This is a genomic window from Mammaliicoccus lentus, from assembly GCF_002902755.1.
Classification (GTDB): Bacteria; Bacillota; Bacilli; order Staphylococcales; family Staphylococcaceae; genus Mammaliicoccus; species Mammaliicoccus lentus.
Genome location: NZ_PPRS01000073.1, coordinates 21,557 through 43,791, shown reverse-complemented (window position 1 = coordinate 43,791; position 22,235 = coordinate 21,557). Strand labels below are relative to the sequence as shown.

General features: G+C 32.8%; 26 protein-coding genes. 1 reads left to right on the top strand and 25 read right to left on the bottom strand.

Features of this window, described 5'->3' with window-relative positions; genetic code table 11:
* From CD135_RS12610 to cmk, 22 genes are all read right to left on the bottom strand, one after another.
* Complete coding sequence (locus CD135_RS12610; RefSeq protein ID WP_016999972.1) at positions 1 to 336, bottom strand: nucleotide pyrophosphohydrolase; 336 nt, start codon at positions 334 to 336, stop codon at positions 1 to 3.
* Positions 337 to 758: 422 nt separating this feature from the next.
* Entirely contained in the window at positions 759 to 1,448 is a 690-nt protein-coding gene (locus CD135_RS12605) for a zinc metallopeptidase (protein ID WP_016999973.1), read from the bottom strand.
* Positions 1,449 to 1,501: 53 nt separating this feature from the next.
* Positions 1,502 to 2,095, bottom strand: a complete 594-nt coding sequence (locus tag CD135_RS12600; protein WP_103269578.1) for a DUF1405 domain-containing protein — start codon at positions 2,093 to 2,095, stop codon at positions 1,502 to 1,504.
* 191 nt (positions 2,096 to 2,286) lie between these two features.
* Positions 2,287 to 3,075: a menaquinol-cytochrome c reductase cytochrome b/c subunit gene (locus tag CD135_RS12595; protein ID WP_064204570.1), complete on the bottom strand. Its 789-nt coding sequence runs from the start codon at positions 3,073 to 3,075 to the stop codon at positions 2,287 to 2,289.
* Positions 3,076 to 3,112: 37 nt separating this feature from the next.
* Positions 3,113 to 3,787 (bottom strand): menaquinol-cytochrome c reductase cytochrome b subunit, encoded by a 675-nt coding sequence (qcrB, locus tag CD135_RS12590; RefSeq protein ID WP_016912349.1) that lies wholly within the window; start codon positions 3,785 to 3,787, stop codon positions 3,113 to 3,115.
* A gap of 13 nt (positions 3,788 to 3,800) precedes the next feature.
* Positions 3,801 to 4,304: a Rieske (2Fe-2S) protein gene (locus tag CD135_RS12585; protein ID WP_016999977.1), complete on the bottom strand. Its 504-nt coding sequence runs from the start codon at positions 4,302 to 4,304 to the stop codon at positions 3,801 to 3,803.
* 280 nt (positions 4,305 to 4,584) lie between these two features.
* Positions 4,585 to 5,019 carry a DUF2487 family protein gene (locus CD135_RS12580; RefSeq protein ID WP_103269577.1) on the bottom strand — a complete coding sequence of 145 codons (435 nt, stop codon included), beginning with the start codon at positions 5,017 to 5,019 and terminating at the stop codon, positions 4,585 to 4,587.
* Positions 5,019 to 5,558, bottom strand: a complete 540-nt coding sequence (locus tag CD135_RS12575; protein WP_103269576.1) for a YpiB family protein — start codon at positions 5,556 to 5,558, stop codon at positions 5,019 to 5,021. Before CD135_RS12575 ends, CD135_RS12580 begins: the two co-directional genes overlap by 1 nt.
* Positions 5,559 to 5,571: 13 nt before the next feature.
* Positions 5,572 to 6,810 (bottom strand): tetratricopeptide repeat protein, encoded by a 1,239-nt coding sequence (locus tag CD135_RS12570; RefSeq protein WP_016999980.1) that lies wholly within the window; start codon positions 6,808 to 6,810, stop codon positions 5,572 to 5,574.
* A 15-nt stretch (positions 6,811 to 6,825) separates the two neighbouring features.
* A complete protein-coding gene (aroB, locus tag CD135_RS12565; protein ID WP_016999981.1) occupies positions 6,826 to 7,899 on the bottom strand; it encodes a 3-dehydroquinate synthase in 1,074 nt (357 codons plus the stop codon).
* 8 nt (positions 7,900 to 7,907) lie between these two features.
* On the bottom strand, positions 7,908 to 9,074 hold the full coding sequence (gene aroC / locus CD135_RS12560; RefSeq protein WP_016999982.1) for a chorismate synthase: 1,167 nt from the start codon (positions 9,072 to 9,074) through the stop codon (positions 7,908 to 7,910).
* Between the two features lie 118 nt (positions 9,075 to 9,192).
* Positions 9,193 to 9,645, bottom strand: a complete 453-nt coding sequence (gene ndk / locus CD135_RS12555) for a nucleoside-diphosphate kinase (RefSeq protein WP_103269575.1) — start codon at positions 9,643 to 9,645, stop codon at positions 9,193 to 9,195.
* 74 nt (positions 9,646 to 9,719) lie between these two features.
* Complete coding sequence (locus CD135_RS12550) at positions 9,720 to 10,682, bottom strand: polyprenyl synthetase family protein (protein ID WP_103269574.1); 963 nt, start codon at positions 10,680 to 10,682, stop codon at positions 9,720 to 9,722.
* A 12-nt stretch (positions 10,683 to 10,694) separates the two neighbouring features.
* Positions 10,695 to 11,402 carry a demethylmenaquinone methyltransferase gene (locus CD135_RS12545; protein WP_026023674.1) on the bottom strand — a complete coding sequence of 236 codons (708 nt, stop codon included), beginning with the start codon at positions 11,400 to 11,402 and terminating at the stop codon, positions 10,695 to 10,697.
* Positions 11,403 to 11,894 (bottom strand): hypothetical protein, encoded by a 492-nt coding sequence (locus CD135_RS12540; protein ID WP_016999986.1) that lies wholly within the window; start codon positions 11,892 to 11,894, stop codon positions 11,403 to 11,405.
* A 131-nt stretch (positions 11,895 to 12,025) separates the two neighbouring features.
* Positions 12,026 to 12,298 carry an HU family DNA-binding protein gene (locus tag CD135_RS12535; protein ID WP_016912122.1) on the bottom strand — a complete coding sequence of 91 codons (273 nt, stop codon included), beginning with the start codon at positions 12,296 to 12,298 and terminating at the stop codon, positions 12,026 to 12,028.
* A 126-nt stretch (positions 12,299 to 12,424) separates the two neighbouring features.
* Positions 12,425 to 13,150, bottom strand: coding sequence for a hypothetical protein (locus tag CD135_RS12530; RefSeq protein ID WP_016999987.1), 726 nt, complete (start codon positions 13,148 to 13,150; stop codon positions 12,425 to 12,427).
* A complete protein-coding gene (locus tag CD135_RS12525; RefSeq protein WP_016999988.1) occupies positions 13,143 to 13,349 on the bottom strand; it encodes a DUF2768 domain-containing protein in 207 nt (68 codons plus the stop codon). Before CD135_RS12525 ends, CD135_RS12530 begins: the two co-directional genes overlap by 8 nt.
* A 17-nt stretch (positions 13,350 to 13,366) precedes the next feature.
* Positions 13,367 to 14,371: an NAD(P)H-dependent glycerol-3-phosphate dehydrogenase gene (locus tag CD135_RS12520; RefSeq protein WP_103269573.1), complete on the bottom strand. Its 1,005-nt coding sequence runs from the start codon at positions 14,369 to 14,371 to the stop codon at positions 13,367 to 13,369.
* 19 nt (positions 14,372 to 14,390) lie between these two features.
* On the bottom strand, positions 14,391 to 15,701 hold the full coding sequence (gene der / locus CD135_RS12515) for a ribosome biogenesis GTPase Der (protein WP_016999990.1): 1,311 nt from the start codon (positions 15,699 to 15,701) through the stop codon (positions 14,391 to 14,393).
* A 184-nt stretch (positions 15,702 to 15,885) separates the two neighbouring features.
* Positions 15,886 to 17,043: a 30S ribosomal protein S1 gene (gene rpsA, locus CD135_RS12510; protein ID WP_103269572.1), complete on the bottom strand. Its 1,158-nt coding sequence runs from the start codon at positions 17,041 to 17,043 to the stop codon at positions 15,886 to 15,888.
* Positions 17,044 to 17,121: 78 nt separating this feature from the next.
* A complete protein-coding gene (gene cmk / locus CD135_RS12505; RefSeq protein WP_016999992.1) occupies positions 17,122 to 17,775 on the bottom strand; it encodes a (d)CMP kinase in 654 nt (217 codons plus the stop codon).
* Positions 17,776 to 17,849: 74 nt separating this feature from the next.
* On the opposite strand from cmk, the gene CD135_RS12500 reads away from it, so the two are divergent.
* The gene (locus tag CD135_RS12500) at positions 17,850 to 18,818 is read left to right on the top strand and encodes an asparaginase (protein ID WP_064204563.1); all 969 of its coding nucleotides are present in this window, start codon (positions 17,850 to 17,852) and stop codon (positions 18,816 to 18,818) included.
* A gap of 49 nt (positions 18,819 to 18,867) precedes the next feature.
* Here the strand turns inward: CD135_RS12500 and CD135_RS12495 are convergent, their stop codons facing one another.
* The 3 genes from CD135_RS12495 to CD135_RS13090 all read right to left on the bottom strand — a co-directional run bounded on the left by CD135_RS12495 (position 18,868) and on the right by CD135_RS13090 (position 22,143).
* Complete coding sequence (locus CD135_RS12495; protein ID WP_103269571.1) at positions 18,868 to 19,854, bottom strand: YpdA family putative bacillithiol disulfide reductase; 987 nt, start codon at positions 19,852 to 19,854, stop codon at positions 18,868 to 18,870.
* A 105-nt stretch (positions 19,855 to 19,959) separates the two neighbouring features.
* The gene (locus tag CD135_RS12490) at positions 19,960 to 20,598 is read right to left on the bottom strand and encodes a CBS domain-containing protein (protein WP_016999995.1); all 639 of its coding nucleotides are present in this window, start codon (positions 20,596 to 20,598) and stop codon (positions 19,960 to 19,962) included.
* Positions 20,599 to 20,622: 24 nt separating this feature from the next.
* Positions 20,623 to 22,143 carry a LysM peptidoglycan-binding domain-containing protein gene (locus CD135_RS13090; RefSeq protein ID WP_167543689.1) on the bottom strand — a complete coding sequence of 507 codons (1,521 nt, stop codon included), beginning with the start codon at positions 22,141 to 22,143 and terminating at the stop codon, positions 20,623 to 20,625.
* Between the last annotated feature and the right edge of the window lie 92 nt (positions 22,144 to 22,235).

The window sequence follows — 22,235 nt, the reverse complement described above, 5'->3', positions numbered from 1 at the left end:
TTAATCCTCCTTACTATTTTCATCTATGCGTTCAAAACGATCTTTATCTCTCGTATTAAATTTTTGCATTGTATTTTCAAAACTTTGATTTAAATCTATATCTAGAGAGTTAGCAAGACAAATTAAAACAAATAAATTATCTCCTAATTCTGCTTCTATTGTATTATCTTCTTCAGTAGATTTTTTCTTTTTCTCACCATGAGAATGATTAATTTCTCTAGCAAGTTCACCCACTTCTTCAGTCAAACGAGCTAAATTTGCTAATGGAGAAAAATAACCAGTCTTAAACTGAGAAATATATGCATCTACTTCCTTTTGCATTTCATGCATATCCATTGTACTTCCCCCTAATATTTATATTTTGTTATTTTGAGCCCACTTAATAAAATTATAAAGGATTTATATACATAATGACAATGTAATAAACTTGGCATAGTAGAGTTTACCGCAAAATAGCACCGTATAAAGGTATAGAAAAACTTAGATTGAGAAGTGATTTGGATCGTGGATGAATTAAATTGCGGTTGGGTTCTGTTATTGGATTAAGAATGTCGTAAATTCACGAATTGTACTTTTGTTGGATTAACTAAGGCAATAATCCAATTATGAAGTGCACCCCAAAAGTTGAACCAAAAATAAACTTTTTAGTGTGCAATACATTATGATATTAAATACCCGTTAATCCACGGTAGTTATATTTTAATGTAATTTCCATATAAAAAAAGCTAAGACATCATAATGTCTCAGCTTTTTGTTAATTAGTCACCACTACGTGCTATTAGTATAAATCTAGCAAGTTCTGCTACTGCTACTGCAGTTGCTGCTACATATGTCATAGCTGCTGCTGATAATACTTTCTTAGCATGTTTGTATTCTTGTTGATTGACCATATTTAATTTCTCAATTTGTCGCATTGCTCGTTTACTCGCATCAAATTCAACTGGTAATGTAATAATTGTAAATAGTACAGCGAATGACATGAATACGATACCTACCCATAATAGAGTTGTACCAAATGTATTGCTTAATGCCGTTAATACAATACCTGCTAAAATAATGATATACGATAATGAACTTCCAAGGTTTGCAAGTGGTAATAATGCTGTTCTAAATTTTAAGAATGCATATCCATGTGCATGTTGGATTGCGTGTCCTACTTCGTGGGCAGCGATTGCTGTACCAGCTACAGTAGGCTTGTTAAAGTTATCAGGTGATAATACTACTCTCTTCTTAACCGGATCAAAGTGATCTGATAAGAACCCTTCACCTTGCAATACTTGTACATCATGAATACCATTTGCTGCTAAAATTTCTTCAGCAACTTCTCTTCCCGTCTTGCCACTAGTTGAGCGTACTCTAGAATATTTGTTGTAAGTTGATTTTACTTTATATTGGAAGTACATAGGGACAATCATAATGATTATGAAATATATAATAAATGAAAACAAATAACTTCCTCCTTTTTATCCCTCTTAAATTATATATTACGGAGTGAAGACCTTCACGTCAAATGTTTTGACCCTAATTTAAATGTTTTTTGTAAATATATTAATAGTAAGAATGGAATAATACTTAACCAGAAAGCTAAATATCCTATGTGTGCCTCGTATTGGCTCAACATACTATAAACTGGATATTGATGATATACATAATCTATCACATCATTATGGAAAACCCATATCATTGTAACGACAATATGCCATGTTTTGATTTCAAATAATGGATAGAACATAAATGCTTGTACAACCATAATGCCATGAGAAACCATTAACATGAGCGCCATTGGAACAAGTTGCTCATAATGTATCATCACAAATAAATTCATAAGTACTGCCCATGCTCCGTATTTAATTAAAGTAATAAATGCTAAACATTCAAAAAGTCCTAAATGACGACTAAAATATATGGCTGCTATAGCTATTATTAGGAAGAATGTTGCTGTTGGGCTGTCTGGTACAAATGGCAAAAAGTACCATTTTGTCTCAGCAAGTTGACCACCATACCATATGTATCCGTAAACAGTGCCTAGTAGATTGGCTATAAAAAATGTGGCAAGCATTGGTTTTTGGCCCATTACGTATTTCCAAAATGCCATTTAAATTCTCCTTTGAAAAAAGAGGCTGGGACATTATAATGTCTCAGCCTGATTTATTATATTGGCAGTAGCTGACTGGTCTGAAAATGCGCTTTTATCAAGCTTTATTTCAATTAGAGTCATACTTGCCGGGGTGGGACTAAGAAATCTTTTTAGTAAAATAAGATTTTTGTCCCTATCCCTTTAAATTATTATTTTTTCAATTCTTTACCGTTAGAGTCTGTTTCATGTAAATCTGCAACATATTTTGAAACTTTATCTATTTCTTCTTTAGAAAGGGTATCTTTAAAGCTAGGCATTTTACCAGCCCCTTTTTCGACGAAACCTTTTACGCCCTCTTCAGGTAGTTTAGATTCAACTAGGTTTGGACCTTGCCCACCGGTCAACTCACCACCATGACAACTTGTACAGTTTGACTTGATGATGTCCGTATATACAGGGTCAGATTTATCTAAGTTTGAGAATACAATTTGACCTTGCTTAGCTTGTTGTTTCCAGTCATGGTAATAACTAGATTCCCAAGTAGTGTAGAACAAAATAGCAACTGCTAATAACATAAATCCAGATGCAAATGGTCTCTTTGTCCATTTACGTTCAGGGCCTCTATCTAACCATGGTGCTAATAGTAATGCACCAAATGCGATACCTGGTAAGACGATAGCACCAAAAGTATTATATGGACCAGATGCAAATGAATATTTAAGTATTTGATATAAGAATAAGAAATACCAGTCTGGTAATGGTGTATAACCAGTATCAGATGGATCCGCCACACGTTCAAGTGGCGATGGATGTGCAACTGTTAAACATAAATAAGCAATTAAGAAAACTGCTCCAGTCATCCATTCTTTAAGTAGAAAGTCAGGCCAGAAACTTTCAGTACGACCTGGAAATTCTGAATAATCTCTATTTAACTTTGGTTTGTCGTATGACTTAATTCTTGAGTCACCAACAAACTTCATCCCTTTACCGCGATGCATGTCGCATGACCTCCTTTTTCATTTATTCACGTTAATTTTATAGTGGACCTGAAATACCTTGTTTTCTGATCATTATAAAGTGTGCTGCCAGTAACGCGAATAGTGCAGCAGGAAGGAAGAATACATGAATCGCAAAGAAACGAGTCAGAGTTTGTGCACCAACTATTTCTGCATCCCCTGCCAGTAATGTTTTAACCCAAGGCCCTATAATAGGGACGGATTCTGCAATTTGTAAACCAACTTTAGTTGCGAATAGTGCTTTCATATCCCATGGTAATAAATAACCAGTAAAACTTAAACCAAGCATTACAAAGAATATTAAGACACCTACAACCCAGTTTAATTCTCTAGGCTGTTTATATGAGCCTGTAAAGAATACACGAAGTGTATGTAAAAACATCATTACTACTACTAGACTAGCCCCCCAATGGTGCATACCACGAACGATAACACCTGCAGCAACATCGTGTTGTAAATAGTAAACTGATTTCCAAGCGTTTACGATATCTGGTACGTAATACATAGTTAAAAACATACCTGATAAAACTTGGATAACTGTAATGAAAAACGTTAATCCACCAAAACAATATACGAAAGCTGAAAAGTGATAAGCAGGGTTAACATGCTCTGGCACTTCATGATCAGCAATATCTCGCCAAATTGGTGTAATATCAAGTCTGTCATCGACCCAATCATAGATTTTATCTATCATTGTTAATCCCTCCTTATTTAGCTAATTCGTTCTCATGTTTATTACCGATTTGAATAATGCCATCTTTCACTTTTACTTCATATTGATCTAATGGTGCTAATGGCGGCGTTCCAGGTACATTCTTACCATTTTTCTCATAACGTCCGTTATGACATGGACAGAAAAATTGATTTGGATTTGAATTGTCACCATTCCACTGAACTGTACATCCTAAATGTTTACAGACTGGTGATAATGCGACAATGTCTTTACCATCCTTGTATACCCAAGCGAATTCGGTAACTTCACTCGTGTACCAAGCATCTTCTTGCTCAAATTTAAAGTCAACTTTAATTGGCTCTTTACCAAGTTCAGACTCTTTTACGCCTGTAGCGATCATATCGCCTTTGCCCTCTGCTTTAAAAACAGGATCAAGCGCAAATCTACCCATAGGTAAAATCATACCAGCAGCCATAAATGACCCAACACCCATTAATGAATAGTTTAAAAATTGGCGTCGTGTGACACGTTGGCTCATTTAGATTCCCCCCTCTATTAATCGTTCTTTTATAACTAGGACAATTTAATTTTAGCCTATTATCTCAAGACGGTCAACGCTTTGTCACAATTTATATTTTTATTTCTTGTGGTTTTATTCACTATTTTAGAGCAAAAAGAAAATAGGCTTAGACAAATTTAATTGCCTAAGCCTAATTCGTTATAATAGTAGGAGTTAAGTGGATTGAAAATGCATTTAAATCAAGCTTTTCACTCCTAGCTATTCTTAGAGGGAAAATTTCTTTCCCAATTGTTTCTATCTATTTCTTATTCCAAGTTTTTATTATAAATTTCATGAAGTTTTTAACTTCGTCTTCTATAAGTGTGCGTTTCATTTCCTCATCTAAGTCGGCCATCGGAATAGTATTAACAGTATATATTTCTTCAGTTTCAATATTTTCTAATTTATCACTTGTTAAAATAATGATATTAGTTAAACCATATTCTTTAAGACTTTGAATGAATGATTGTATATGCTCAGTATGAAAATCACTAGTAAAGAAAGCTGGAGTTAATAATAATCTACCTTTGAATTGCTTTTCAGTTAACATACCGACTAATTGAATCGTTTCACTTTGATCACAAGATGTAATTAATTGATTAGTCATATCTATATTTGAAACAGGGATAACCGCTGTGTCGATATATTCTAAATTATTTTTTAAATCCTTTAAATCTGCATGATTGAATAACATTACCAATTTTCCTCCAACTCATTAATGAATTGTAATATTTTAGTCATTTCCAAAAATGTTTCCTGATCGTTATTATCTAATGCTCGATCAATTTCATTCCTAATTAATTGTTCCCAATGATAAATGCTATATTCTTTTGGGTTATCTTTAGAAAAATTAACATTTTCGTTATCGCTAAATTGATCAAATAACATTTGCAGTAACATTATTCTATTTAGACGATCATCTCTTTGATTTAAATAGAGAATCACATTTAAATGAGACTGATCTAATCTAATATCATGAAAAATCTGTCTGCCATCATCAATGCAAAATTTTTCTTTATAATACATTAGAGATAATTGATTAGATTGTTTAGTACTTATTGATAGAAATCGATCGTCTGTCATTTCTTTCGCAAATGAAATATTTGATAAGTATTTAGGGTTACTCTTAATTAAATTTAAAATCCATACACTTTCAGCATTTTTAAACTCATATTGATATAGAATATATTCAATAAAACGTTGCTTTTCATAAATGAGCCATGTATGTTCCATTGGAATAACCTACTTATTGTAATCTTTCTAATTCTTGGTCCCAGTAAGGATTTTCTGGGTCAATTTTACGAATAGATTCTAGAATGTTTTTAGCAGTGGCAATTTGGCCAATTTCAATTAAGTAATGATAGTAGTCATTTAAGAAATCAATGTTTTGAGTTAAATCCGGATATGCTAAATCATAAAAATGTTGAGCTTCTTTATCACGCTCTTCAATACCAAATGCATAAGCAATATGCCATGCTACTATTGGATCAATGTCATCTTCATCAATATAAGTTAGTAAGTTAATTAAACCTGTAGTATTATCTTTCTCTCGATAATAGTCCGCTAATAAAATAGCAGCTTCTGTATATGATGGATCAACAGTTAGAGCATCTTGTAATAGTAAAGCACCATGTTCATCATTTGTCGTCAACATTAAGCGTGCTGTGTCAGTCATTAATTCTTTGTAATAAGCGTTTAAACGTAGACCTTCTTTACCAATCTCAATCGCTTTTTCATAATCTTTTTCGGATTCATAAATTTGCAGTAGATAATGATAAGCTTGCATGAAGTCAGGATCTTTGTGTAATAGTTTTTCAAGTTGCTTAATCGCTTCTTGTGTCAGTTCATTCTTCTGATAACTAATCGCTTGTTTGAAATAATCTTCCACAGTCATATCCATTTCAGATACATATTCATAATATTTAACTGCTTCTTCATAAGCGCCACTTTGTAAACTGGAATCTGCCATTCTAGCGTAAATAGATATACCGTTTATAATATCTTCGCCTGTTTGAACAATTGATTCATAGTTTCTAATTGCTTTTAAATACTGACCATCATAATAATACATTTCAGCCAGAGCAAATGTAATAACCATATCATCTGGTTCGATTTCTTTTGCTTCTATTAATTTTTCTATACCTACTTCGAATAATCCTTGTTGTTGATATAAGTCAGCTTCAAGCATTAATTTTTCAGTAGAGGTTGGGCTATTAAATAATACTTCATGTGCTCTATCTAACTCATTTTGGTCAATTAGACCTTCTACGTAATATACAAGCACTTCATTTTCATCAGGGTATAGCATATATAATTCTTCAAATATTTTTACACCTTGATCCACAATTCCATATTTGTATAATGTTTCACCAAGCATAAATAGCGCATCGTGATCATCAGATTGTAATACTCTATCTATCTTTTCGTCTAATTGGTTAATATTTTGCATATGAATATCATCTATAACTTTATATACATCTTCCATTTTGTAGGACTCCTTCTAATCATTTATTAGCTGCTTAAGCTTTATAAATGAATCTAATACTTCTTCTTTAGAAACGGCTTCAATTGTAAACGAACCATCGCCCGTTTGTAAAACCATTTGAATAGATTGTCCAATATTTTTTTTGTCTTTTTTCATATATTCAAATATTTTCTCAATATCAACTTGATTTAAAATATTTAATGGATAGCCAAGTTCTTTTAAATAATTTATAAATTTAAAAATACTATCTTCGTTATCGTAAGCAGTAATCTTTTGATTGATAATTTTTTGGAATAGTATACCTATCATGACAGCTTCACCGTGAGCTATTTTAGTCAAATATTCTAAACCATGTCCAAAAGTATGACCTAAGTTTAAATGTTTTCTTACATTGCCTTCAAATTCATCTTGTATAACAATATCTAATTTAGTTTGAATACCCATTTTTAAAAATGCTTCTATGTCTTCTAAGTGTGTTAACTCTTTAATTGAGGGATAAGTAGCCATTAACTTATTAGCTTCTTCTTCGTTATTTAATATAGCGTGTTTAAATATTTCACCATAACCACTTCTAATCTCGGTGTTTGGAAGCGTGTTTAAAAAGTGCAAATCGAATATAACAGCTTTGGGACGATGAAATGCACCGATTAAATTTTTACCAACAGAAGCATTAATGCCTACTTTCCCACCGATAGCAGAATCATGTGCGAGCAATGTTGTTGGCACTTGTATAAAATCAATACCTCTTAGTAGTGTTGCTGCAAGAAAACCTACAAAGTCACCTGTAGCTCCTCCACCAATAGCTATTAATTGAGACTGTCTATTAATATTCATTGAAAGCAACTTTTCACTGATAGATTCAAAATAAGACATTTGTTTACACATTTCTCCACTTATGATCGTTAAATACTTAAGGTTTAGTGAATCTAAATGGTCTTTTAAATAATCTTTATGAAGTTTGTACACATCTTGATCAATCAAAACGATATTTTGTTCATTTGGTTTTAAATATGATGAGAGTTCAGATAATGCATTATCTTTTAGTATGATTGGATAATTATCTTTAGTATAAGTTGTTTCAAATATCATGACATCACCTAGAAATTTAAATTCCAATCCCGGTGTTGCTTAATAGCATCTTGTAATTGGTCGATATGATTAGATTGATACTCTTCTGTAATAGCTTTAGCAATTTCGAATGCAATAACATGTTCACAAACAACACTTGCTGCTGGAACGGCACAGCTATCAGAACGTTCGATTGTAGCTTTATAATCTTCTTTAGTTTCAATGTCTACCGAGTTTAATGGTTTGTATAGTGTAGGAATTGGTTTCATAACACCATTTATAACAATAGGCATACCATTAGACATGCCACCTTCTAAACCACCTAAATGATTTGAAAGTCGGTAATATCCCTTTTCTGAATCGTATGCTATTTCATCTTGGATTTCACTACCTGGTTTTTCAGCAGCTTTAAAGCCTTCACCAAAACTTACACCTTTGAAAGCATTTATACTTACAACAGCTTGAGCCAATCTGCCGTCTAGTTTTCTATCGTATTGTACGTAACTACCGATGCCAGCTGGTAAGTTTTCCACTACAACTTCAACTATACCGCCAATAGAATCGCCTTCTTTTTTAGCTGCGTCAATTCTCTCACGCATTTTTTCTGCTACATCATCACTAATACAACGTACATCATTATGATCTATGTTTGCTTTTACTTCATCAAGTGTATATTCATAGTCATCTTTAATGCCGCCAATTTCTATAACGCGTGAATAAATATCAATATCTAATTGTTTTAATAATATTTTAGAAACAGCACCAACAGCAACTCTAGCAGCTGTTTCACGTGCAGATGAACGTTCAAGAACATTTCTTAAATCTCTATGGTTATATTTCATACCACCTACTAAATCTGCATGTCCGGGTCTAGGTTTTGTAATAACACGTTTCATATTTTGAGCTTCTTCTTCAGTTAAAGCGTCTGCTCCCATGATTTTTCTCCAATGTTTAAAGTCATCGTTTGTTACGATAAGTGTAATAGGACTACCTAAAGTATAACCATGTCTTACACCAGAAACAATTTCTACTGAATCTTTCTCAATTTGCATACGACGTCCACGGCCATAACCGCCTTGACGCTTAAACATTTCTTCATTTATTTCATTTACATCGATTTTAAGATTAGCTGGGACACCTTCAATAATGATAGTTAATTGTGGGCCATGTGATTCGCCTGATGTTAAGTAACGCATATTATCTCTCCCTACTGTTAATTAAATATAAAATTAATCATATCATATTTAACGCGTTAAATTAACAAAAAGAAAGGATTAGTTTAACAAAAATTCGTTAAACTAATCCATATATTAATTATTCTTCATAAACCCAATTTTCATTGTTTAATTTATAGTCATTAAGTTCAGACTCATTAAACCATAAGTTAATCTCACGTTCTGCAGATTCATTTGAATCTGAGCCATGTATAATATTTCTACCTAAATCTAAACCGTAATCTCCTCTAATTGTACCTGGATCAGCTTTAGATGGGTTAGTTTCACCTACAAGTGTTCTTGTAACTTCTACAACATTGTTTCCTTCAACAACCATAGCAAAAACAGGTCCTGAAGTAATAAAGCTAACCAATGCGTTAAAGAATGGTTTATCTGTATGTTCTGAATAATGTTCTTTAGCTAATGCTTCATCAGCTTGAAATAACTTTGCAGCAACAAGCTTTAAACCTTTTCTTTCTAATCTAGTAACGATTTCCCCTATAAGATTTCTTTGCACCGCATCTGGTTTAATCATTAAAAAAGTTCTGTCCATATGTAATCCCTACCTTTGTTTTATGTAAATCCAAGATAAGTTTATCACTGTGGGACTCCACTTGCAACCGCTTTCTAGTGGTTTCTGTTACCTATTTTTTTAATAATTTCAGCTAGCATTTTTTGGCCGGATTCATTTTCGAGAGAACTGATTAGTTTTTCCGCTTTTTTCAAGTAGTTATTACTCACTTCTTTAGACTTTTGTAATTCTTCAGATTCAATAACTTCTTGTATAACAGCGTTAAATACTTCATCAGAACTATCTATACTTAGTTGCTGTATTTTATCTTTGAACTGTTTAGAATTTTTCATTCTAAGTAATACTGGTAAAGTTAAATGTCCATTTCTTAAATCTGATCCTACTGGCTTACCAAGCTTCTTTTCAGTGCTTGTGAAATCTAAAATATCATCTATAATTTGATAACTCATACCAATATAATACCCAATTTTACCAAGCTTTTGAGCTGTCTCGTCACTTGTTCGAGCACTATAAGCACCTAGTTCAGTTGATAATGAAATTAAAAGTGCCGTTTTTCGTTTTATTCGCCTTAAATAGTTTGTAATAGATTGATCAGCAACAAATTGGTCTTCAAATTGGAATAACTCGCCACGGCATACTTCTATTATACCTTTAGCTAATTGCTCGTGTAATTTTTCGTGTTCTATTGTACTCACGACATTTAAGGACTGAGATAATAAATAATTTCCTGTAAGGACAGCGGTCTGGGTATCCCACTTCTTTGCAATGGTATATTTACCTCTCCGTTTATCACTTTTATCAATTACATCATCATGAACTAAACTAGCCATATGTATTAATTCAAGTGTCGTAGCGACTGCTCTAACATCTTTTGACCCACTATCACCAAATTGACTAGCAATAAGCGTGAAAAGTGGTCTAATACGTTTACCCCCAGAAGATAATAAATATTGGCAAGCTTCATTAACAGTACTTTGCTCACTATTAATATAACTGTTAAGAAGCTTTTCTACTTCTTTTACTTCTTTATTTAAGTTTATCTTTGTTTTGTCATACATGTGATCACCTTTTTATTTAGGTTTATAAGCTAAATGCATAGCCGCTACGCCACCAGTAAATCCTTTATATTTAATTCTTTCATAACCAACATCTGCAAACATTTGAGCAAGTTCTTTTTTACCTGGGAAGTTTTGAGTTGATTCTTGAAGCCAATTGTACTCTTGTAAAGATTTTGCAAATAATTTGCCGAATAATGGCATGATGTTTTTGAAATAAAAACTATATAATTGTTTGAATACTGGTATAGTTGGTTGACTCGTTTCTAAACATACTACCATACCGCCTGGTTTAACAACACGTTTTAATTCGTTTAATACATGCTTGTAGTCTGGTACATTTCGCAAACCAAAACCAATTGTCACATAATCGAATTCATCGTCTTCAAAAGGTAGATTCATTGCATCGCCATGTATTAAATGGATATTAGCCATATTTTCGGTTTTCTTTTTACCAACTTCTAACATATTTTCGCTGAAATCTAATCCTACTACTTCTCCATATGGGCCAACTGCGTGACTTAATTGAATTGACCAATCAGCAGTTCCACAACAAACATCTAGAGCTTTGCTGCCAGGTTTAACGTTCATTTCTTTCATAACGTATTTACGCCATCTTTTATGTTGTTCAAAGCTTATAATATTATTTAAAGTATCATATTTTCCAGATATATTTTGAAAAACGTGATGTACGTGTTCTGATTTAGATTTATTGTCCACTATTTATTCAGTCCTTTGGTTTCTTTTATAATAGTATGCGTATATCTCTTCTTTTATAGATTCTCTATCTAATTCAATATCAAAGTAGTCTAATAAAGTTAAAATAAATATAGATTCAATTTCTTTTAGAGAATCAATATTATTTTGAGACTTGCTATCTATAAGAGTTTGTTTTAGTTCGTTTTGTTTACTAATTGCTTTAGTCATAATATCTAAAAATTGCAAATCTCTATGTAATGTAGCACATTTGTAAAAGTACGCACTTACAAGATCTCCGATTAGAATATCTTGATTGGATACACCAGGCTCTCCAATTCTATTTAAAAAGCGCATTGAGGCATCTATAGATATTGTAGCAAGCTTAGCATTTATATCAATATTAATATCATTTAATATATTTGCTATTATTGGATTGACTACTGGTATACGACTATTATTAACGCCTTTTAACAATTCAGCAACTTCTTTATTATAAATTTTTTCTATATTATCCATCTTATCACCTCAACATTATCACCTATATATCTTAACACTAACTTTATTGAAATGAAAATGCATATATTCAAAGAAATAAAAGAAATAAGACAAATAAAAAAAGCCCTTAAAAAGGGCTTAGATACAATTCATTATTTAACTGCATCTTTTAATGCTTTACCTGCTTTAAAAGCTGGAACTTTGCTTGCAGGGATATCAATTTCTTTACCAGTCTGAGGGTTACGTCCTTTACGAGCAGCTCTTTCGCGTACTTCAAAGTTACCGAAACCAATTAATTGTACTTTCTCACCATCTGATAAAGATTTTTGAATTGATTCGAACACTGCATCTACAGCAAGACCAGCTTCTTTTTTAGTTAAATTAGCTTTCTCACTTACTGAATTGATTAATTCTGTTTTGTTCATTTCAAATTCACCTCCCAAAAGGTTATCTAATGATATGTATAATACCATTATGATAAGACTTTAACACAACAACCTGTGTCACTGCAACGATTTACAAGCTATAAAAGCACTATTTTTCGAATTTTATTAATAATTTTTCACTTTTGATTTAAAAACGGGTTCTTTATCACTATTTATTGTAAATTCGGGCGAATAAGCTGGTAGTACTGGCGAATCTTCATACAATAATTTTCTGATGTCCGTTCCTGGTTTTGGGAGGTCTTTTCGTTTTTTAATTTCTTTAGATAAATCTAGCCTATAATCAATAATAAAATCATTTCCGCCATTCATATATACTGGTAATCTTTCATTGCTATATGGGCTTGGTACAGTTGGTTTCTTTTTAAAACCATACTTCTTATAATCAATTTCATAAACATTTGGTGCTACTTTATCACCTAACTGAAGTGGTTCACCGCTAGCATCTATGCGTATTCTAATATCTTTTAATACTTCGGAAGTTCTTAAATCGATTAAATAAACAGTAGGATCTTTATCTACATCCATAATGACGTATTGATAAATACCACCATTCTCAAAAGAATTACCTGGTAATTGAGATATAAATTTAGGTTTTAATTTATTGAAGTCAACTGGATGTTGTAGGTAAATCGAGTAGCTATCATCTCTTTCTTTGATAGGTAATAAACCATCATTGGCTTTTTGATATTCATCTACAGCCGTTTGGACGATGCTTAATTGATCTTTAGCAGGAACTTGATTTTCTGCCTTTTCTTTATCAGGAAAAGCACATGCTGATAACAACAACACACAAGTAAATAATAATATGTAAATACGCTTTTGTTTATCCATGGCTTGACCCACCTAAAACGACAATCATTAAGACGCCTGCCAATATAAGTGATATTACCGCTAGAAACATCGTAATACCACTTATGATTCTATTACTAAATTTAAACCTTGATAAATATACAAGTACTATTGCTAATATCATAAATCCAATTGAATAAAAAGATACCCACATTAAATCCATTCTTGAAATATCAAACATTTCACTACCCCACTTGCTTAAATATTCTCAGACTTCTTATCTCGTTCCATCAAATCTCTAACCCCATCTGGTACAGGATAATCTTCGAATAATACTTTATATAGACTTGATGTAATTGGCATTTCAACGTCATACTTTTGAGCAAGATGATAAGCAGCTTTAGTTGTACGAACACCTTCTACTACCATGTTCATTTCTTCTAAAGCTTCATCTAAAGTTGCTCCTTGACCCAGCATATTTCCACATTTCCAGTTTCTAGAATGTACAGAAGTACATGTAACGATTAAATCACCGATACCACCTAATCCTAAGAAGGTCATAGGATCTGCGCCCATTTTAACGCCTAATCGTGTGATTTCTGCTAATCCTCTTGTTATAAGTGCTGCTTTTGCATTATCGCCATAGCCTATTCCATCAGTTATACCTGAAGCCAGTGCGATTATATTTTTTAAAGCCCCACCAATTTCAATTCCAACTAAATCGTTGTTCGTATAAACTCGGAAATAATCAGTCATAAATAGATCTTGAGCTAGTCTCGCTACTTCTTGATTTTCAGAAGATACAGATACTGTAGTAGGATGTTTAAATGCAACTTCTTCTGCGTGACTTGGTCCAGATAGTACAGCGATACCACCGTTAATTTTGCTGTCTATTGATTCATATATCATCTCAGATATTCTCTTGAATGTATCAGGTTCAATTCCTTTAGATACATGAATAAAGATTTTCTTTCCATATGCAATATCGTTAATATTTGTAGAAACTTCTCGTATCGCTTTTGTAGGTACAGCGATTATATAAATTGATGAATGATGTACAGCATCCTTTAAGTCCATCGTAGATTTAATGGATTCATTAATTGATATATCTTTTAAATATTTATGATTGCTGTGTTCTTTATTTATTTCGTTTACAGTTTTTTCAGTTTTGCCCCACATTAGTACGTTGTGATTATTATCTGCTAAAACGTTAGCTAAAGCAGTTCCCCAACTTCCAGTACCAAATACAGTAATATTTGACATAGTTATCCATCCTTTTTCTTTAGTTTCTTTTTCTTGAAATTAAGTGGATAGGTGTTCCCTCATATCCAAAAGCATCTCTAATTCGATTCTCTAAAAATCGTTTATAAGAGAAATGCATTAATTCAACATCGTTAACAAAAATAACGAATGTTGGAGGTTGTATAGCAACTTGTGTCGCATAGAATATATTCAATCTTCTACCATTATCAGTTGGTGTAGGATTCATTGCAACAGCGTCTGTAATAACCTCATTAAGTGTCGAACTTTGTACACGTTTACGATGATTTTCATCAGCCATTTGTATGAATGGGAATAATGTTCTTAGTCTAGATTTCTCTAGAGCTGATACGAAAGCTATTGGTGCATAATCTAAGAATTGGAAGTTATCTCTAACTTTCTTTTCGAATTTCTTCATAGTATTTGAATCTTTTTCTACTGTATCCCATTTATTAACTACTATTACAATTGCTTTACCAGCTTCATGTGCATAACCAGCTACTTTTTTATCTTGTTCGATTATGCCTTCTTCAGCATCAATTACAACGAGTACTACATTAGATCTTTCTATTGCTTTTAATGCTCTTAATACTGAATATTTTTCAGTGCTTTCATATACTTTACCTTTTTTCCTCATTCCTGCTGTATCAATTAATACATATTCTTGATCTTCATAATTGTATACAGTATCGATAGCATCTCTAGTTGTACCAGCGATTGGCGAAACGATAACACGTTCTTCACCTAGAATCGCATTGATTAAACTTGATTTGCCAACATTAGGACGACCAATTAAAGATAATTTAATTGTTTCATCATCATATTCAGGGTCTTGTTCAGTTGGGAAGTGTTTAGCCGCTTCATCCAACAAATCACCTAAACCTAATCCATGGGAGCCTGATATCGGGAAAGGTTCTCCAAATCCTAATGAATAGAAGTCATATATTTCACTTCTCATCTCAGGGTTATCAATCTTGTTCACTGCTAATACAACTGGTTTATTAGACTTATACAAAATTTTAGCAACCATTTCATCAGCTTGAGTGACACCTTCTCTACCATTTACCATAAAGATGATGACATCCGCTTCATCAATTGCTACTTCTGCCTGTGCAGTTATTTGTTTTTGGAAAGGTTCATCACCTAAATCTATTCCACCAGTATCTATTAAGTTAAAGTCATGTGTTAACCATTCACCACTAGAATAAATTCTATCTCTTGTGATACCTGGCGTATCTTCAACTATTGATACTCTTTCACCAATAATTCTATTAAAAATTGTAGATTTCCCTACGTTAGGTTTCCCTACAATCGCTATAATGGGTTTTGTCATAAACCGTCTTCCTCTCATTCATAATCCTTTTTATTTTAACATATCATCGCTATTTAGCCTATGAAATATAAAAAGAGCTTTAATTTAATAATTTATCATATCATGTAATGTTGTAAAAAATAAAAACGACTGCTAATAAAGGTCTACTTCCTCTAATAGCAGTCTCATGTCATATCCTATAATTTTATAGTTTGAAATTCTTTAACTTGTCTCCGAAAACATCACCTAATGTAGGGTTATCTTCATCTGAATCTGATTGATTTAAATATGATTCATCATAGTCAGTTTCTTGTTCGATTGTATCTTTAATAGATAATGAAATTCTTTCTTCGTCTTTATCTATACCTAAGATTTTCACTTGAACGTTTTGACCTTTTTCTAATACTTCCTCAGGATTGCCAATGTGTTCGTGGCTAATTTGAGATATGTGAACTAAACCTTGTAATCCAGCAGCAATTTCAACAAAAGCACCAAATTGAGCTAAACGCACAACTTTACCTGGTACAATATCGCCTACATTAAATTCTGATTCGATTTGTTCGAATGGACTTGGTAAAGTATCTTTAATTGAAAGCGAGATTCTTTCCGCTTCACGATCAACAGCTCTTACTTTAACTTTTACATTATCTCCAACTTGAACGACTTCATCAGGCGTTTTAACATGATTATGTGATAATTCAGAAACGTGCACTAATCCATCTACTCCACCTAAGTCAATAAACGCACCGAAGTTAGCAATTCTAGCAACTCTTCCTTCTAGAATGTCTCCTTGAGAAAGATTGTCTAATAACGCTTCTTTCTTAACGTCTAATGATTCTTGTTCCACTTTCTTGTGGCTTAGAATCACTCTGTTATTAGTTTGATCAAGTTCTTCTACTTTTAATGTTAAGACTTTTCCTAAATAGTCAGAGAAGTCTTCGATATAATGAACAGAAATTAAAGAAGCAGGTATGAAACCTCTTATACCAGCATCTACTACTAGTCCACCTTTAACTACTTCTGTTACTTCAGCCTCAATTGTTTCATCATTTTCTTGGATTTTTTGAAGTTTGTCATATGATAAATTTTCATCTAGTTTACGCTTAGATAATATATAATGACCGCTTTCTTCGTTTTGTTCAATTTTAGTTACGAAAGCTTCGATTTCATCACCAATATTGACGACTTCATTAGCTGTTTCGATGTGTTGAGTTGACAGTTGGCTTATTGGAATGATGCCATCAAATTTACCACCATCAATGTGTACAACTACATGTTTGTCTTCAATTTGTTGCACCGTACCATTTACTTTGTCACCTTCTTGCACTTCATTTATCATGGATTCGTTGAATTCTTCCGTCATCAAAATTGCCTCCTTAAAATAAATATCTTAATATTAACTTCTTATAAAGAAGCTAAATTGTCAAGAAATTCGTACTATTTACACCATTTTGACTTTTGCCAAATTTACAATTTCATTTGTCACTTCGTCAATGGATAAACCTGTTGTATCAATACTTATTGCATCTTCCGCTTTCACAAGCGGTGAGATTTCACGATTCATATCAAATTGATCTCTTCTCTCAATGTCAATTTTTAAACTTTCTAAATCTGATTCAATGCCTCTTAGTTCATTATCTTTTAATCTTCTTAAGGCACGTTCTTCTACAGATGCTATCATGTATACTTTTAACTCTGCATCCGGTAATACTGTTGTTCCTACATCTCTACCGTCCATCACAACATTTTTTTCTTGAGCTAACTTTTGTTGTTCCTCTACTAAAAATGTTCTAACAGGTTCTTGTGAAGCTACATGAGAAACTTTTTCTGTAACATCATTCTCTCTAATTCTTTCTGATACATCAACATCGTTTAAAATGACACGCTGACCATTTTGTAAAACAATTCTTAAATCGATGTTTTGAACAAGCTGGCTAAAATCTTCTGTCTCTTGTTCGATATAATAAAGCGTAATTGCTCTATACATAGCACCAGTATCTATATAAATCATATTGAAATGCTGTGCTACTAATTTAGCAATGGTGCTTTTTCCAGCAGCTGCTGGTCCATCTATAGCTATATTTATTTTACTCATTTCCTTAACCTCTCTTGTTCTTTAATCTTATATATTTTATCATAAATTATAAACTTATGAACAGGAGGAAAGATATGAAGCGAATTTTAGTAATTCATACTGGTGGAACAATTAGCATGTCAGAAGATAAAGATACAGGTAAAGTCGAAACAAACGAAGAGCATCCAATGCATAGGCATCAAGCTTTTATACAATCACTTGGAGACATAGAAGAGATTAATCCTTTCCAAGTTCCTTCTCCACATATGAACAATGATTATATCATCATTTTAAAAAATATTATTACTGATGCTATCGAAAAAGATGCATATGATGCTTTTGTTATTACGCACGGTACAGATACTTTGGAAGAAACAGCATATTTGTTAGATTTAACAATAGATACATCATTACCAATTATTTTAACTGGTGCGATGAGATCTTCAAATGAAATTGGTTCTGACGGATTATATAATTATGTTTCAGCATTAAAAGTAGCTTCAGAAGACGAAGCGCGTAATAAAGGTGTCATGGTCGTCTTTAATGACGAAATTCATACAGCTAAAAATGTTACAAAAACGCATACGTCAAATACGAGTACTTTCCAAAGTCCTAACTATGGACCAATCGGTAGTGTAACTAAGACACATGTTATATTTCATCATCAACCTTTTCCTTATAAGAAATACCCTGAAATTAACCCAAATACCAAAATCGGCTTAATCAAAGCACATATGGACATATCTAGTGATATATTTAATTTCTTTGTAGAACATCAATACAATGGTTTAGTTGTTGAAGCGCTCGGACAAGGTAATTTACCCCCAACTGCTCTAGATGGCTTACATAAGTTAATGGATGCGCATATACCAGTAGTAGTCGTATCTCGTTCCTTTAACGGAATAGTAGATGGTATATATGCGTATGAAGGCGGAGGTTCACAACTTCAAAATATGGGCTTAATTTTCTCAAACGGCTTAAATGGTCAAAAAGCACGATTAAAATTGTTAGTCGGTTTAAGTAATCATTTAAATAAAGAACAATTGAAAACATATTTCGCGTAAAATAAAAAATCCTTTTTATGAGTGTATTACTCACAAAAAGGATTTTGTTTTATGATTCCAGTGGTGTTTGCTTTTTTCTAGCTATTTCTTGTGCGATTGTACCACCATGATATTTACCATTTTCAATAAAGATTGTGTTGGCATCATTACCAGCTGCTATTACACCAGCTATAAATAGATTTTCAACATTTGATTCCATGGTATCTTTATTGTATGAAGGCGCTGTGCCATATTCATTAGTTATTGTATCAATACCACATGATTCTAAGAACTTATAATCTGGGTGGTAACCAATCATTGCAAATACAAAATCATTCGTAATTGTATATGATTTACCATCTTGATTATACGTTAAAGTCTCTTCGTCAATGTGCTCAACTTCACTGTTGAAATGCATGGTAATCTTTTCGTGATTTACCAATGATTCAAAGTTAGGTAAAATCCAAGGTTTTATACTTTTAGAGTATTCTGATCCACGATAAATTACTGTTACATTTGCACCCGCTTTTTCTAACTCGATAGCAGCATCTACTGCAGAGTTTTTGCCGCCTACGATTACAACGTCTTGATTAAAGTACGGATGTGCTTCTTTAAAGTAATGCATAACTTTATCTAACTCTTGGCCTTCTACATCTAATTCATTATGCTGACCATAATATCCTGTTGCTACAGTTAAAAATCTAACTTTATAAGTTTGTTTAGTTGTTGATACTAAAAATCGATTATCAACTTTTTTTACAGTTAATACTTCTTCGAATGTTCTTACATCTAATTGATGATGTTTAACCACTTCTCTGTAATAAACAAGTGCTTGGTTTCTTTTAGGTTTTAAGTCTTCAACGATAAAAGGTACATCACCGATACCAAGTTTTTCACTTGATGAAAAGAATGTCTGATGCGTAGGGTAATGATATATAGCATCTACAACGTTCCCTTTTTCAATTACTACAGCGTTTATACCTTGACGTTTTTGTTCAATGGCTGCACTTAAGCCACATGGTCCACCACCAATTATTAGGCTTTCAAATTCTTGCATTTATTTCACTCCTTATAATATACCTTGATAATTATATCAATAAAGAGCTATAAATAAAATAAAATGAGCCCAAGACATAAATAATTGTCCTGGGCTCTATTTTTCTTAGTCTTCAGTTACATCTAGAACTTTGAATCCGTTTCTAGATAAATACTTAATGAATTTTTTAATGTTATCTGTCTTTTCAACTTTAATAATCATACGACGATACATTTTGTCTGTTTCATCAAATGTTACAAATGAAATAGTGTTTAATTTATATTTTGCAATAATATTAGATAGTCGCTTAATTCTACCTTCAGCATCCACTGAAGTAATCGCAATTCTTACCCCTTTTTGCTTCATACCGAATGCTGACTTAAATTGTTCCATTACATCATATCTTGTCACAATTCCAAGGAAGTCTTTATCATCGTTAACTACAGCAATAATCGGAAAATCTTGCAAGTTCAACAATGCTTCTTCAACGACTAAGTTTTCATTAAGTGAATGCAAGTCAATCGTCAGTATATCTTCAATTATTGTATCATCAATGAAATTATCTCTTGATACATTTTCCTTTTTAAAAAAGTAATGTCTAAAAATACTGTAACGTGTAATCATCCCGATATACTTGCCATGTTCAACAACTGGTAAACCGTCGATACCATGATGTTCTAACTTATCTAATGCTGAATGAATCGTATCTTTTGGATGTGCGATGTAACATTTTTCTTTAGGTATCATAATATTTGATAAATACATAATTCCATCCCCTTTAATTGATGTCTATGGTATTACTAAATCTTGACCTTGAGAAATACTGTTTCCAGAAATACCATTTGCTTGTCTAATTTTTTCAACGTTTTCAGCTGAACCGTTACCATAATATTGTATAGCAATTCGGTACAAGTTCTCTTTACCAGTTACAGTATGAGATTCTTGGCCTTGACTTTGATTAGACTGATTGTTTTGGTTATTTTGGGCGTTTTGACCATTTTGCCCATTCTGATTGTTCGCTGCATCATCAGCTGCATTTTGAACATCATCATTGCTTGAATCTGAATTTTGACCGTATTGATTTACGTTTTGATCGCTATTTTGGTCTGGTTGTGAAGCTTGGTTGTTATTAGAAGCGTCATCACTAGCATTTTCATTACTGTCACTATTATCATTATTCGAATTGCTATCATCATTTGAACTATTAGATGATTTATCACTATCATCGCTTGATTGTTTATCTTCATCTGATGATTTATTAGATTTATCGTCTTCTTCTTTATTTTTTCTATCTTTTTCAGCTTGCTCGTCAGCTTTTTTCTTAGCATCGCTATTTGTCTGAGATGTCTTTTCTGCTAATTCTTTACCATTATCATTATTTGTACCGTTTAAATATGTGCCTAAGAATATTGCTAAAGCACCAAGTATCAATATTGCTGCAACGATTGGTATAATGGCTTTTTTAAACTTGTTTGAACCATCACCATTTCCATTACCGCCGTTTCCGCTTCCGCCATTTGGAGGTGTTCCTCCACCACCAGATGCTCCGGCTGCACCGGCTGCACCTGTCGCTCCTGCGGCACCAGCTGCTGCACCTTTCTTCTTATTAGAATGATCTTTATTATCTTTCTTTGAATCTGTTTCAGCAGCACTATTATTTTTAGAATTAGCTACTAAACCTGCCGCTCCAGCTGCTCCAGCGCCTACAGCAGCCGCTCCAGCTGCTTTTTTCTTATTAGAACCTTTATCTTCTTTATTTGTATCTTTAGATGTTTCGTCTTTATCCTTTGGAGAAGCATTTCCAGATTGAGAAGATGTAGCTGCGCCAGCCGCTGCTGTTCCTGCAACTTTACCTTTTTTGTTTTGTTTGCCTTTTTGATTTTTATCGTCTGTATCTTTTTCAGGTTTATCTGTTAAAGATTTTTTAGAATTTTTGTTTGCATTTACAGCGCCCGTTGCTCCTGCAACTCCAGCAGCGCCTGCTGCTGCACCTTTATGATTCTTATCTTGCTTTTGTTCAACTTGATCAGTGCTTTTATCTGTTTCTTTAGGTTGTGAAGCTTGTTTTTGCGCTTCTTCTTTTCTTCGTTGTCTTCTTAACGCGCCTCTTGGAGGATACTGTTGTTTGTCTTTCTTTTGCTGTCTATTTTGTTTTCTGCTTTCTTTCCGACTAGATTGATTATCTTGATTATTTTGATTCTCTTTAACATCTTCTTGAGAATCATTTAGTTCTTGATCTGCTTTGTCTTCAGTTCGCTCTATCGGTTGACGACTTTTCTCGAATTCGTCTTTGAAATTATCTTTAGACAATAAACTCACCTCTTCATTATCTTTTTAAATTTATATACTTAATATTTAGTATACTTTATTATATCCCTGTTCAACTTACCAAGTAAAGCAAT

Bases quoted from the DNA above. Each gene is read 5' to 3' on its own strand.
- cmk (WP_016999992.1), bottom strand. From the start codon at position 17,775: ATGAGTAAAATAAATATAGCTATAGATGGACCAGCAGCTGCTGGAAAA.
- rpsA (WP_103269572.1), bottom strand. From the start codon at position 17,043: ATGACGGAAGAATTCAACGAATCCATGATAAATGAAGTGCAAGAAGGT.
- aroC (WP_016999982.1), bottom strand. From the start codon at position 9,074: ATGCGTTACTTAACATCAGGCGAATCACATGGCCCACAATTAACTATC.
- CD135_RS12530 (WP_016999987.1), bottom strand. From the start codon at position 13,150: ATGGATAAACAAAAGCGTATTTACATATTATTATTTACTTGTGTGTTG.
- CD135_RS12580 (WP_103269577.1), bottom strand. From the start codon at position 5,019: ATGTTATTCAATCATGCAGATTTAAAGGATTTAAAAAATAATTTAGAA.
- der (WP_016999990.1), bottom strand. From the start codon at position 15,701: ATGACAAAACCCATTATAGCGATTGTAGGGAAACCTAACGTAGGGAAA.
- CD135_RS12575 (WP_103269576.1), bottom strand. From the start codon at position 5,558: ATGGAACATACATGGCTCATTTATGAAAAGCAACGTTTTATTGAATAT.
- CD135_RS12540 (WP_016999986.1), bottom strand. From the start codon at position 11,894: ATGGATAATATAGAAAAAATTTATAATAAAGAAGTTGCTGAATTGTTA.
- CD135_RS12600 (WP_103269578.1), bottom strand. From the start codon at position 2,095: ATGGCATTTTGGAAATACGTAATGGGCCAAAAACCAATGCTTGCCACA.
- CD135_RS12585 (WP_016999977.1), bottom strand. From the start codon at position 4,304: ATGAGCCAACGTGTCACACGACGCCAATTTTTAAACTATTCATTAATG.
- CD135_RS12610 (WP_016999972.1), bottom strand. From the start codon at position 336: ATGGATATGCATGAAATGCAAAAGGAAGTAGATGCATATATTTCTCAG.
- CD135_RS12535 (WP_016912122.1), bottom strand. From the start codon at position 12,298: ATGAACAAAACAGAATTAATCAATTCAGTAAGTGAGAAAGCTAATTTA.
- qcrB (WP_016912349.1), bottom strand. From the start codon at position 3,787: ATGATAGATAAAATCTATGATTGGGTCGATGACAGACTTGATATTACA.
- CD135_RS12550 (WP_103269574.1), bottom strand. From the start codon at position 10,682: ATGTATGACAAAACAAAGATAAACTTAAATAAAGAAGTAAAAGAAGTA.
- CD135_RS12570 (WP_016999980.1), bottom strand. From the start codon at position 6,810: ATGGAAGATGTATATAAAGTTATAGATGATATTCATATGCAAAATATT.
- CD135_RS12525 (WP_016999988.1), bottom strand. From the start codon at position 13,349: ATGTTTGATATTTCAAGAATGGATTTAATGTGGGTATCTTTTTATTCA.
- CD135_RS12520 (WP_103269573.1), bottom strand. From the start codon at position 14,371: ATGTCAAATATTACTGTATTTGGTACTGGAAGTTGGGGAACTGCTTTA.
- aroB (WP_016999981.1), bottom strand. From the start codon at position 7,899: ATGATATTTGAAACAACTTATACTAAAGATAATTATCCAATCATACTA.
- CD135_RS12495 (WP_103269571.1), bottom strand. From the start codon at position 19,854: ATGCAAGAATTTGAAAGCCTAATAATTGGTGGTGGACCATGTGGCTTA.
- CD135_RS12595 (WP_064204570.1), bottom strand. From the start codon at position 3,075: ATGCATCGCGGTAAAGGGATGAAGTTTGTTGGTGACTCAAGAATTAAG.
- CD135_RS12500 (WP_064204563.1), top strand. From the start codon at position 17,850: ATGAAGCGAATTTTAGTAATTCATACTGGTGGAACAATTAGCATGTCA.
- CD135_RS12490 (WP_016999995.1), bottom strand. From the start codon at position 20,598: ATGTATTTATCAAATATTATGATACCTAAAGAAAAATGTTACATCGCA.
- ndk (WP_103269575.1), bottom strand. From the start codon at position 9,645: ATGGACAGAACTTTTTTAATGATTAAACCAGATGCGGTGCAAAGAAAT.